Origin of the sequence: Micromonospora sp. NPDC047548, assembly GCF_040642975.1 — a bacterium.
Lineage (GTDB): Bacteria > Actinomycetota > Actinomycetes > Mycobacteriales > Micromonosporaceae > Micromonospora.
Window position 1 is genome coordinate 97270 of sequence record NZ_JBEYTI010000013.1, and the last position, 11410, is coordinate 108679.

At 74.1% G+C, this 11410-nt stretch carries 12 protein-coding genes; 9 read left to right on the plus strand and 3 right to left on the minus strand.

Annotation, left to right across the window (positions count from 1 at the left end; translation table 11 throughout):
* The first annotated feature begins 94 nt into the window (after window positions 1-94).
* Window positions 95-1837, plus strand: coding sequence for an ABC transporter substrate-binding protein (locus tag ABZ807_RS16255; RefSeq protein WP_357157666.1), 1743 nt, complete (start codon window positions 95-97; stop codon window positions 1835-1837).
* A 56-nt stretch (window positions 1838-1893) separates the two neighbouring features.
* On the opposite strand, the gene ABZ807_RS16260 is transcribed toward ABZ807_RS16255, so the two are convergent.
* Entirely contained in the window at window positions 1894-4035 is a 2142-nt protein-coding gene (locus ABZ807_RS16260; RefSeq protein WP_357157669.1) for a prolyl oligopeptidase family serine peptidase, read from the minus strand.
* Between the two features lie 87 nt (window positions 4036-4122).
* On the opposite strand from ABZ807_RS16260, the gene mshB reads away from it, so the two are divergent.
* The 3 genes from mshB (at window position 4123) to ABZ807_RS16275 (ending at window position 6050) form a co-directional block, all read left to right on the plus strand.
* Window positions 4123-5046, plus strand: coding sequence for an N-acetyl-1-D-myo-inositol-2-amino-2-deoxy-alpha-D-glucopyranoside deacetylase (gene mshB, locus ABZ807_RS16265; RefSeq protein WP_357157672.1), 924 nt, complete (start codon window positions 4123-4125; stop codon window positions 5044-5046).
* Window positions 5047-5063: 17 nt separating this feature from the next.
* A complete protein-coding gene (locus ABZ807_RS16270) occupies window positions 5064-5504 on the plus strand; it encodes a hypothetical protein (protein ID WP_357157883.1) in 441 nt (146 codons plus the stop codon).
* A gap of 81 nt (window positions 5505-5585) precedes the next feature.
* On the plus strand, window positions 5586-6050 hold the full coding sequence (locus ABZ807_RS16275; RefSeq protein WP_357157675.1) for a hypothetical protein: 465 nt from the start codon (window positions 5586-5588) through the stop codon (window positions 6048-6050).
* Window positions 6051-6075: 25 nt separating this feature from the next.
* On the opposite strand, the gene ABZ807_RS16280 is transcribed toward ABZ807_RS16275, so the two are convergent.
* Window positions 6076-7038, minus strand: a complete 963-nt coding sequence (locus ABZ807_RS16280) for a GNAT family N-acetyltransferase (RefSeq protein ID WP_357157678.1) — start codon at window positions 7036-7038, stop codon at window positions 6076-6078.
* A 79-nt stretch (window positions 7039-7117) separates the two neighbouring features.
* Between ABZ807_RS16280 and fdxA the strand changes: the two genes are divergently transcribed.
* Genes fdxA through ABZ807_RS16305 form a run of 5 tightly spaced genes read left to right on the plus strand, consistent with a single transcriptional unit; the run spans window position 7118 to window position 10717 of the window.
* Window positions 7118-7444, plus strand: a complete 327-nt coding sequence (fdxA, locus tag ABZ807_RS16285; RefSeq protein WP_007464872.1) for a ferredoxin — start codon at window positions 7118-7120, stop codon at window positions 7442-7444.
* Window positions 7441-8556, plus strand: a complete 1116-nt coding sequence (gene dapC / locus ABZ807_RS16290; protein ID WP_357157886.1) for a succinyldiaminopimelate transaminase — start codon at window positions 7441-7443, stop codon at window positions 8554-8556. The genes fdxA and dapC overlap by 4 nt, the downstream gene beginning before the upstream one ends.
* 7 nt (window positions 8557-8563) lie before the next feature.
* Window positions 8564-9610, plus strand: a complete 1047-nt coding sequence (locus ABZ807_RS16295; protein ID WP_357157681.1) for a prephenate dehydrogenase/arogenate dehydrogenase family protein — start codon at window positions 8564-8566, stop codon at window positions 9608-9610.
* A gap of 4 nt (window positions 9611-9614) precedes the next feature.
* Window positions 9615-10064: an SIMPL domain-containing protein gene (locus tag ABZ807_RS16300; protein WP_357157684.1), complete on the plus strand. Its 450-nt coding sequence runs from the start codon at window positions 9615-9617 to the stop codon at window positions 10062-10064.
* Window positions 10064-10717, plus strand: a complete 654-nt coding sequence (locus ABZ807_RS16305) for a nucleoside/nucleotide kinase family protein (RefSeq protein WP_357157687.1) — start codon at window positions 10064-10066, stop codon at window positions 10715-10717. Before ABZ807_RS16300 ends, ABZ807_RS16305 begins: the two co-directional genes overlap by 1 nt.
* A gap of 106 nt (window positions 10718-10823) precedes the next feature.
* Here ABZ807_RS16305 and ABZ807_RS16310 read toward each other — a convergent pair whose 3' ends face one another.
* Entirely contained in the window at window positions 10824-11390 is a 567-nt protein-coding gene (locus ABZ807_RS16310; protein ID WP_357157690.1) for a sugar O-acetyltransferase, read from the minus strand.
* Window positions 11391-11410 lie beyond the last annotated feature (20 nt).

The following is an 11410-nucleotide window of genomic DNA, read 5'->3' on the forward strand; positions in this document are numbered from 1 at the left end:
TTACACAACTCGAAGGTTTTCTTCTTTACGATCCTCGGGACGTCGGCGGGTCCCCGCCCGGCGCCCGCAGAGCACACGGTGATGGAGGTACGACATGCGACCACGGGTGGCGGCAGCCGCATCCGGCGCTATCGCACTGGTTGTGGCGTTGGGCGCGTGCACGAAGAACACGGACGACGGCCCGGTGGTGGACAACAACCGGAAGCAGACCGGGGTGATCGCGACCGACCCCAAGGACTCCCAGGGGCCGGCGGCCGAGGTGGCCGGGGCGCAGAAGGGCGGCACCTTCACCATCATCCGGGAGACCCCCATCTCCCACCTGGACCCGCAGCGGACGTACTCGTTCGCCGGCCTGATGGCCAACCCGCTCTTCGCCCGCTACCTGACCACCTGGAAGGACGACGGCAAGGGCGGCCTGGTGCTCGTCGGTGACCTGGCCGAGACGCCCGGCACCAATGTCAACAACGACTGCAAGGTCTGGGAATTCAAGATCAAGGACGGGGTGAAGTTCGAGGACGGCAGCCCGATCACCGCCAAGGAGATCGCGTACGGCATCGCCCGCTCCTTCGACCCGGACCTCTCCGGCGGCCCGACCTACCTGCAGGAGTGGCTGGCCGACACCGCGCAGTTCGACACCAAGTGGGACTTCAAGAAGAACAAGACCGGGCTGCCGCCGGGCCTGACCACGCCGGACCCGAAGACGCTGCGCTTCGAGTTCGCCAAGGCCCGCTGCGACCTGCCGTTCGCCGTCTCGCTGCCGACCACCGCGCCGCTCAAGCCGGAGATGGACACCGGCGTCAACCTGGACCAGAAGCCGTTCTCGTCCGGGCCGTACAAGGTCGCCAAGAACCAGGTCGGCGTGCAGCTGACCCTGGACCGCAACCCGAACTGGGACCCGAAGACCGACCCGGTGCGCCACCAGTACCCGGACCAGTTCGTCTGGTCCTTCGGCCCGACCGCCGACGCCGCCAACAACCGGGTGATCGCCGACAACGGCGCCGACCAGAGCGCCGTCGCCTGGAACTTCGTGCCCGCCTCGCTGGTCGCCAAGGTCGCCGGTGACGCCGGCCTGAAGTCGCGGACCATCCTCTCCCCGACGCCGAGCGCCAACCAGCTGGTCATCAACAACCAGCGGGTCACCGACCTCAAGATCCGGCAGGCGCTCAACTACGCCATCGACCGGGACGGCCTGATCAAGACCGTCGGCGGCGCCACCGTGGCGGCCCCGCTGACCACGCTGATGCCGCCGGCCACGATCGGCTACCAGGCGTACGACGCGTACCCGGCGGGCGCCAGCGGCGACATCGACAAGGCCAAGGAGCTGCTCGCCGGCCAGACCCCGCAGCTGGTCCTCGGCGCCTCCGACGACTCGCAGGAACAGGAGATGGCCACCCAGCTCAAGAGCAACCTGGAGAAGGCCGGCTTCAAGATCACGATCCGGAACATCCCGGACGACGCGAAGCTCGACGAGATCAAGAAGAAGGCCAACCCCTGGGACCTCTACATCGGTAACTGGGCGGCGGACTGGCCGAGCGGCGCGTCCATCCTGCCGGTGCTCTACGACGGCCGGTCGATCAAGGCCGAGGGCAACAGCAACCAGTCCTACTTCAACGACTCGGCGATCAACGCCGAGTTCGACCGGATCCTGGCCATGTCCCCGGCCGACCAGGGCCCGGAGTGGGGCAAGCTCGATGAGCGGATCATGAAGGAGCAGGCCCCGGTGGTGCCGCTCTACGTCGACGTGGCCTACGTCGTGCACGGCTCCAAGGCCGGCGGGGTCTTCATCTCCAGCGTCTTCGGTTACCCCTCCTTCGTGAACGCGCACGTCAAGCAGTAACCCGCGGTGAAGACGGGCCCCGGTCGACAACGGTGTCGGCCGGGGCCTCCGTACGTCTAGAGGTGGGTACGGAGGAAGTCCAGCTCCAGCCGGAGCAGCCGCTCGGACAGCCCGTCCGCGGCCAGGTGGCTCGCCCCGGTCAGCGGCAGCACCGCGTGCGGGCGGCCGGTGGCCAGCAGCGCCGCCGACAGCCGCAGCGTGTGCGCGGCCACCACGTTGTCGTCCACCAGGCCGTGCACCAGCAGCAGCGGCCGGGCCTGTTCCGCCGCGAGCAGCGGCTCGGCGGCCAGCTCCACCAGCGAGTGGTGGCCGTACACGTCGATCCCGTCGTCCGGCAGGCCCAGGTAGCGCTCGGTGTAGGCGGTGTCGTACAGGTGCCAGTCGGTGACCGGGGCGCCGGCGATGCCACACCGGAAGAGCTCCGGGTGGCGTAGCACGGCCAACCCGGCCAGCCAACCGCCGAACGACCAGCCCCGGATCGCCACCCGCTCGAGGTCCAGGTCCGGGTGCTTGCCGGCCAGCGCGGTCAGCGCGTCCACCTGATCGGCGAGGATCACGTCGGCCAGCCGGCGGTGCACCGCCTTCTCGAACGAGGGCGCCACCCCCGGGGTGCCCCGGTTGTCGACGGTCACCACCGCGAAACCCGAGTCGGCCCACCACTGCCGTTCCAGCCAGGCCGCCCGCGCGGCCACCACCTCCTGGTGCCCCGGGCCGCCGTACACGTCCAGCAGCACCGGCAGCCGGGTGTCCTTGACGTGGTCGCTCGGGTACAGCACTGCGGACGGCAGCCGCCGGTCGGTCACCCGGACCAGCGTCGGGCGCGGGGCGTACGGCGGGGTGGCGGCCAGCGAACGCAACCGGGCCACCTCGCGGTCGCCGCACCAGACCGACCAGCTCGTCCCGGCCTCGTCCAGCGAGGCGGTGCCGACCACCAGCACGTCCCCGCCGACCGCGGCGGTGTGCCAGCCGGGGGTGCCGCTCATCCGCCGGGTGTCCATCCCGCCGCCGATCACCGTGCGGACCCGGTACAGGTGGCGCTGGCTCGGCTCGCCCTCGCTCGCCTCGACCAGCAGGTCCGCCGGGCCGTTGCCGGTGGGCAGCCGCCCCACCACCCGGCGTACGTAGAGCGAGGGCGGGGTGAGCAGGGTGCCGTCGGCGAAGAGGCAGCGGGCGTCGTACCCGTCGTGGGCCAGCTCCCCGCCGACCAGCACCCGGCCGTCCGGCAGGTGCGCCGGGGTGCCCGGGATCGGCTCCACCCAGCGCGGGTCGGCCAGTTCGGCGTGCACCTGCGTCTCCCCGGTACGCGGGTCGACGGCCAGCACCAGGCCGTGCTGCTGCGAGCGGCGCAGCACCGTGATCAGCGGCCCCCCGTCGGCCCACTGCACGGAGGCCAGGTAGGGATAGGTCTCGCGGTCCCAGTGCACGTCGACCCAGCCGCCGTCGAGGTCGAGCAGGTGCAGGCTGACCTCGGCGTTCGGCCCGCCCGCCCGGGGGTACGCGACGGTCGTCGGCGGGCTCGTCGGGTCGGCCGGGTCGTGCAGGTACCAGCGCGGCAGCCGGGACTCGTCCACCCGGGCGGCCAGCACCGACCGGCCGTCCGGCGCCCACCAGTAGCCGCGGAACCGGCCGAACTCCTCGGCCGCGATGTGCTCGGCCAGCCCCCAGGTCACGCCGGAGTCCTCGCCGGCCAGCAGGGTGTCGGCGCCGTCGGACTCGACCACCCGCAGCTGGCCCCGGCGGACCCCCTCGGCGGCGTCGGTGACGTACGCCAGCCGCTCGCCGGTCGGGTCCGGCCGCGGATCGATCACCGGCCCGACGGTGCTCACCTCGACCACGTCGCCGTGCACCAGGTCGGCCCGGAACAGCCGCCCGACCAACGGGAAGACCGCCACCCGGCCGGCCGCGTCCAGGGCGTACGAGCCGATGCCGGCACTGCTCAGCCGCAGCCGTTCGCGCAGCGCCCGCTCGCCGGGGGCGAGCACGCCCGGGTCGGCCCCGGCGCCGAGCAGCACGGCCGGTTCGGCGATCAGCCGTTCCTCGCCGCTGGCGACCTCGAGCGACCAGAGCGCGTCGGCCGGGTCCTCGGGACCGCCCGAGCGGAGGAAGACCACCCGGGAGCCGTCGTCGGCCACGGAGACGGCGCGCGGCGCCCCGTGGCTGAACCGACGGGTGCGGGCGGCCAGCTCGGGAAAGTCCACAGCTGTAGATCGTAGGGCGGCGTCAGGCGTGATGTGGCCGACCTGGGCGGACGCGTCAGGCTCGGCGGACGGAGACCGCCGGTTAGAGTGACGGTCGTGACGAACCTGCCCGATCGGCGCCTCCTGCTGGTCCACGCGCACCCCGACGACGAGTCGATCGGCACCGGGTCGACGATGGCGTGGTACGCCGACGCCGGCGCCCACGTCACGCTCGTGACCTGCACTCTCGGCGAGGAGGGCGAGATCCACGTCCCGGAGCTGGCGCAGCTCGGCGCGGCCGAGGCCGACCAGCTCGGCGGCTACCGGATCGGCGAGCTGGTGGCCGCCTGTGCCGCGCTCGGCGTCACCGACCACCGCTTCCTCGGCGGCGCGGGCCGCTACCGCGACTCCGGCATGATGGGGCTGGCCACCAACGAGCACCCCCGGGCCTTCTGGCAGGCCGACCTCGACGAGGCCGCCGGGCACCTGGTGGAGATCATGCGCGAGGTCCGCCCGCAGGTCATGATCACGTACGACCCGAACGGCTTCTACGGCCACCCCGACCACATCCAGGCCCACCGGGTGGCGATGCGGGCGCACGAGCTGGCCGCCGCCGAGGGCTGCGCCCCGGCCAAGGTCTACTGGACGGCCATGCCGCGCAGCGTGCTGGAGGCCGGGCTGACCCACTTCATCGAGGCGTCCGACAACCCCTTCGCCGGCATCGGGAGCGCCGACGAGCTGCCCTTCGGCACCCCGGACCCGCAGATCGCCGCCCGGATCGACGCCACCGACCAGCACGCCGCCAAGGAGGCGGCGATGCGCGCGCACGCCACCCAGATCCCGGCCACCTCGTGGCTGTACTCGATCGCCGGCAACTTCGGCGCGGAGTTCATGGGCGTGGAGTACTTCACCCTCGCGGTGGGCGAGAAGGGCCCCGGCAACGGCCCGTACGGCTGGGAGGACGACCTCTTCGCCGGACTGGCCACCGACGGCACGGACCGCTCCCCGGTCGCGGTGGCCGGGCTCCGGTGACCCTGCCCGCCACGCCGATGCCGGTCATCGAGGAGCAGATCACGCCACCGCCGCCCCCGGGCCGGTCCGCGCGGCTGCTCGACCTCGCCCTGCGGATCGCCGGCGGGCTGGTCTCGGTGGTCGGCGGGGTGCTCGTGGCCCTGCTCGGGCTGCTGCTGTCCACCGTCCGGGTGGGCGGCCACCTGATCGGCGTGTCGGTGCTGGTCACCATCGGCGCGGCGATCGCGGTGAGCTGGTTCGCGTACGCGACGGTCGGCCGGAAGTGGGCGGTGGCGCTGCCCGCGCTGCCGTGGTTCGGGCTGATGGCCGTGGCGGCGGTCCGCACCGCCGAGGGCGACCTGCTCCTCTCCGGGGACAACTGGGTGGGGCTGGCCATGATCACCGCCGGGGCGATGACCTTCGCGGTGATGGCGTTCCGGCAGATCCTCGGCCCGCCGCAGCGACGTCACGACGGGTGATGACGCCACCCCGGCTGTGGTGGTAGACATTCCTGCCAGAGGGCCCGCCGGTGGGGCGGGCGGTACGGCGGGAGGCGTGCGATGGGGAAACGGTGGCGCGTGGTCGGCGTGCTCGCGGGGGCATTGTTCGCGGTCAACGTGGTGGCTCGGGTGCTCATCAAGCTCGGCTTCGACGGGAGCGACACCGCCGCCGACCGGGTCTCGCTGGGCATGTTCGTGGTGATCGGGCTGATCCTCGCCGGGGTGGTCTTCATCCAGGGCCGGGACCGTCCGGCCGGGCACTGGGGCGCCGACGTGGGCGCGGCGGTGCTGGTGGCGCTGCTGCTGACCGTGCTGGTCGGGCCGCTGCTGGTCGGCGACAACCCGTTCGGCGGGGGCGCCGGCCTGTTCTTCGCCCAGATCTGGCTCTACCTGCTGGCTGCCGGGGCCGGCGTGGCGGTCGGCTACCTGGTGCTCACCGCGCTCGGCCTCGACCACCGCTCGCGGTTGCTCAAGCGGTACGCCGAGGTCAAGTCGGCCAAGCCGCGCCGGGTCGTCCGCCGCTGACCCCGCGGGCCGGCAGCGTCGGCGGTCAGGTGGGTGGCGCGACGCGCGTGCGGTAGGTGTGGTGGGTGGTGAAGCCCAGCCTCCGGTAGAGCGCCACCGCCGGCGTGTTGCGCTGCTCCACCTGGAGGAAGGCGTGCGTCGCGCCCTCCGTCACCGCCCAGTCGACCAGGGCCCGGACCACCCGGCCCGCCAGCCCCCGCCGCCGGGCCTCGGGCAGCACCTCGATCAGGCTGAGCCCGAGCCAGCGTCCCTGCCCGGTGACGGTGCCCCGGCCGATCGCGACCAGCGTGCCGTCGGCGTACACGTGGGCGAAACGGACCCGGCCCACGGCGGTGAGCACGTGCCGCGCGGCGTCCGGGAGGCCACCCTTGCGGCCGGCGGCGATCTCGAGCCAACCGTCCGACGGCGCGGCGGCCAGCTCGACCAGCGGCGAGCCGGCAGCGGCCGGCGCGGCCGGCGGCACCGCGGCGAGCGCGACGGTCTGCACCAGCACCGGGGGCCGGCTGCCCCAGCCCCGGGCGTCCAGCTCCGCGCCGACCGGCGCGGCCAGCGGGAGCGGGGTGTTCACCAGCGCCGGTTGGCCCCGGTCGGCGTACCAGCGTTCCACCGCGTCCAGCGCGGCCGGCAGCGGCCGGTCCGGGTCGCCGACCGGCAACGCCGAGTTGGCCCGGCCGGACCAGCCGGCGGCGGCGCGCAGCAGCCAGTCACCCAACCGGCCCCGGTCGGCGGCGGGCCAGGCCTCGTCGGAGGCCAGCTCCAGCTCGATCACCGCCGGGGCGGTCGGCCGGCGGGCCGGCGGCACCCGCTTGGCCCGGTGCACCTCGGCCACCGGCACCCGCAGCCGGCCCTGCCCGGTGGCGAGAGTGAGATGAGTCTCGGTCAGCTCGACCAGCTCGCCCAGAGCGTCCGAGAAGAGGGGGCGGCCGTCGCGAATCCCCACAATGCGGCGCACCACGATCCGGTGGCCCACGTCCTGCTGTCGGAGCACGATCGACCTCCTCCCCGGCGAGATACTAGGCTCTAACCGTCGCGGGTGATCGCGGCGAGTCTTGCGGAGGAGAAGACCGGTGACCTACATCATCGCCGAGCCGTGCGTGGATGTGCTCGACAAGGCATGCATCGAGGAGTGCCCGGTCGACTGCATTTACGAGGGCAATCGGATGCTCTACATCCACCCCGACGAGTGCGTCGACTGTGGTGCCTGTGAGCCGGTCTGCCCGGTCGAAGCCATCTTCTACGAGGACGACGTCCCGGAGCAGTGGAAGGACTACACCGGGGCCAACTACGAGTTCTTCGAGGACCTGGGCTCGCCGGGTGGCGCGTCGAAAATCGGCAAGGTGGAGAAGGACGCGACGTTCGTCGCCGCCCAGCCGCCGCGCGGAGAAGGCCACTGAACCGGCCCGCGCCGGTCTCGTCGCGGCTGCCCGAGTTCACCTGGGACACGCTGGAAGCCGCGGCCACCCTGGCCGCGGCGCACCCGGACGGTCTGATCAACCTTTCGATGGGCACGCCCGTCGACCCGGTGCCCCCGGTGATCCGGCAGGCGCTGGCGGACGCGGCCGACGCGCCGGGCTACCCGCTGACCGCGGGCAGCCCGGCGCTGCGGGACGCCATCGCGGCCTGGGTGGCGCGGTCCTGCGGCGCCGGCGTCGACGGGCTCGGGGTGCTGCCGACGATCGGCTCGAAGGAGCTGGTCGCCTGGCTGCCCACCCTGCTCGGCCTCGGCCCCGGTGACGTGGTCGTGGTGCCGTCGATCGCCTACCCGACGTACTCCGACGGGGTCCGGCTGGCCGGCGCCACCACCGTCCGCGCCGACTCGCTGACCGCGGTCGGTCCGACCTCCCGGGTACGCCTGGTCTGGATCAACTCGCCCGGCAACCCGACCGGTCGGGTGCTGCCCGCCGCCCATCTGCGCAAGGTGGTCGACTGGGCCCGCGAGCGGGGCGCCGTGGTGGCGAGCGACGAGTGCTACCTGCCGCTGGGCTGGACGGCCGACGCCGAGCCGGTCTCGGTGCTCTCGCCCGAGGTCTGCGGCGGGTCGTACGACTCGGTGCTGGCCGTGCACTCGCTCTCCAAGCGCTCCAACCTCGCCGGATACCGGGCCGGGTTCGTCGCCGGTGACCCGGCGCTGGTGGCCGAGCTACTCAAGATCCGTAAGCACGCCGGCATGATCGTGCCCGCGCCGGTGCAGGCCGCCATGGTGGCCGCGCTGTCGGACCAGGCGCACGCCGACGAGCAGCGGGAACGCTACCGGGCCCGGCGGGAGACGCTGCTCGCCGCGTTCACCGGGGCCGGCTTCACGGTGGAGCACTCCGAGGCCGGGCTCTACCTGTGGATGACCCGGGGCGAGGACTGCTGGGCCACCGTCGACTGGCTGGCCCGCCGGGGCATCCTGGTCGCCGCCGGCGCCTTCTACGGCCCCGGCGGGGCGCAGCACGTCCGGGCCGCGCTGACCGAGTCCGACGCGCACGTCGCCGCCGTCGCCGCCCGGCTCGCGCAGGCCTGACGCGCCGATGGGCGGGGCCGGCGCGGTGGTCCGGGCGGCGGTGGTCGGCACCGGGCTGATCGGCGGTTCGGTGCTGCTCCGGCTGCACGCCGCCGGTCTGGACGTGGCCGGCTGGGACCCGGACGAGTCGACCCGGCGGCAGGCCCGGCGGGTCGGCGTACCCGCGCCGGAGCGCCTGGTCGACGCGGTGGCCGACCGGGACGTGGTCTTCCTCTGCGGGCCGCTGCCCACCCTGCCGCAGACCCTGGTGCAGGTGGCGGCCGTGACCGGCGAGGACTGCCTGCTGACCGACGTCGGGAGCACCAAGGCGGAGCTGGCCGCGTTCGCCGCCGCGCGGGGGCTGACCCACCGCTTCGTGCCCGGTCACCCGATGGCCGGCACCGACCGGGCGGGCCTCACCGCGGCGGTGCCGGGGCTGTTCGACGACGCGGCCTGGGTGCTCTGCCCCGCCCCGGGGCCCGGCCTGGCCGCGTTCCGCCGGCTCACCGCGCTGGTCATGGAGGTGTTCGCCGCCCGGGTGGTGCCGATGGCGGCCGACCGGCACGACGCGGTCGTCGCGCTCGCCTCGCACGTGCCGCACCTGCTCGCCGGCGCCCTCGCCGGCGCGGCCGAGCGCTCCCCGCTGCGCGACGCGGTCCTCGGCCTCGCCGCGGGCAGCTTCCGCGACGGCACCCGGGTCGCCGGCACGCCGCCGGAGCGGACGGCGAACATGCTGCTCTCCAACCGGGCGCAGGTGCTGGCCGCGCTGGCCTCGGTCACCTCCTTCCTCGACGAGTTGGCCGCCGCGCTGCGCGACGGCGACCGGCCAGCGCTCACCGCCCGGCACCGGGAGGGCCGGGACGCCCGGTCCGCGCTGGCCGCCCGCCCGACGGACGGGCTGCGGCGCGCCTTCCCGCTGGCCGGCGGCGGGGACGCGGAGCTGCGCTTCCTGCACGAGCTCGGCGCGGCCGGCGGCTACCTCGACGGGTGCCGGACGACCGGCGACGAGGTCGAGTACTCGGCCCGCCGGTTGGCCGTGGAACCGGGCGGCCCTGCGGGCCCGCCGCTAGGGTGAGGGCGTGACGGACGGACCGGTCGTGGCGGTGTGCGGCGAGGCGTACCGCGAGGTCGCGCCCGAGCTGGCCCGCTTCCAGGTGACCGCGACCGCCCGCGAGCGGGACCGCGAGGCCACCCTGACCCGGCTCGCCGAGCGGGCCGCCGCCGTGCGGGTGCTGCTCGACGAGCACGCCGCCGCGCTTGACCGCCGGGAGACCGGCGACCTGCGGGTACGCCCCGAGACGAACCGCCCCGGCGAGCGGGTGGTCGGCTACCACGGCAGCGTCACCACCGGCGTCATCGTCACCGACTTCACCGTCCTCGCCGAGCTGATGCTCCGCCTGGCCGACCAGGAGCAGGTCGAGCTGGCCGGCCCCTGGTGGTCGCTGCGACCGGACAGCCCGGCCCGCCGGGAGGCCCGGCATGCCGTGGTGCGGGCCAGGTTCACCATCAGCGACCCGGTCCTGCCCTGATGCCCGAGGCCAGCCCGCTTCCGCTCGACGACCTGGTGGCGCGGGCCCGTGCCCTGGCCGAGGCCGGTCCCCGGCAGCTGCTCGGCATCGCCGGTGCGCCCGGCGCGGGCAAGTCCACCCTCGCCGAGCGGATCGTCGCGGCGGTCGGCCCGAGCGCCCGCCTGGTGTCGATGGACGGCTTCCACCTGGCCCAGGCGGAGCTGGAGCGGCTGGGCCGTGCCGCGCGCAAGGGCGCGGTGGACACCTTCGACGCCAACGGGTACGTCTCGCTGCTGCGCCGCCTGCGCCGGCTGGAGCCGTCCGCGGTCTACGCCCCGCTGTTCCGCCGGGACCTGGAGGAGCCGGTGGCCGGGGCGGTCGAGGTGCCGCCCTCGGTCCGGCTGGTGGTGACCGAGGGCAACTACCTGCTGCTCACCGACCCGCCCTGGGACGAGGTGCGGCAGTTGCTGCACGAGGCGTGGTTCCTCGACCTGGACGCGGCGTCGCGGCTGCGCCGGCTCGTCGCCCGGCACGAGGCGTACGGGCGGACGCCGGCGCAGGCGGCGGCCTGGGCGCACGGCAGCGACGAGACCAACGCCGCCCTGGTCACCGGCACCGCGCAGCACGCCGACCTGGTGGTCCGCCTGACCGACCCCCTGCCCGTGCACCCGTAGTTCGAGTACCCGTTCGCCCGCCCGTGCCCCCTGGTGCCGCGCTCACTACCCGCAGTGCACCCTGTCGCCGGCTCTGCCCACCCCCACGGACCGCTGTTTCAGCAGCTCAGCGCGGTTGTTCCAGGGTGCGTACCGGTCGGGCGGGGTTGCCGACAGCGACCACGTCGGGTGGCAGGTCCCGGGTCACCACGGCGCCGGCGCCGACCACGGTGTTCGCGCCGACGGTGACCCCGGCGAGCACGATGGCCCCGCCGCCGAGCCAGACGTTGTCGCCGATGGTGATCGGCTTCGCCGCCTCCCACTTGTCCCGGCGGGGCCCCGGCTCGATCGGGTGGGTGGGGGTGAGCAGCTGCACGTTGGGTCCGATCTGGACGTCCGCGCCGATGGTGATCCGGGCGACGTCGAGGAAGACGGCATTGAAGTTCACGAAGCAGCGCGGGCCGATGTGGATCTGCCAGCCGTAGTCGCAGTGGAACGGCGGGCGGATCCAGGTGCCCTCGCCGAGCGAGCCGAGCAGCTCGCGCAGCGCGGTCAGCCGCCCCTGCGGGTCGGTGGCGGAGCTGGTGTTGAAGCGCTCCATCAGCTGGGCCGCGCGGTCGAGGTCGGCGATGATGTCGGGCTCGTTGGCGATGTACGGCTCGCCGGCGAGCATTCGTTCCCGCATGGACGTCACCGGCCGATCATGCCTGGCCG

Coding starts and splice junctions, on each gene's coding strand:
- ABZ807_RS16255 (WP_357157666.1), top strand. CDS start 95: ATGCGACCACGGGTGGCGGCAGCCGCATCCGGCGCTATCGCACTGGTT.
- ABZ807_RS16275 (WP_357157675.1), top strand. CDS start 5,586: ATGGGGAAACGGTGGCGCGTGGTCGGCGTGCTCGCGGGGGCATTGTTC.
- ABZ807_RS16270 (WP_357157883.1), top strand. CDS start 5,064: ATGCCGGTCATCGAGGAGCAGATCACGCCACCGCCGCCCCCGGGCCGG.
- ABZ807_RS16295 (WP_357157681.1), top strand. CDS start 8,564: ATGGGCGGGGCCGGCGCGGTGGTCCGGGCGGCGGTGGTCGGCACCGGG.
- ABZ807_RS16305 (WP_357157687.1), top strand. CDS start 10,064: ATGCCCGAGGCCAGCCCGCTTCCGCTCGACGACCTGGTGGCGCGGGCC.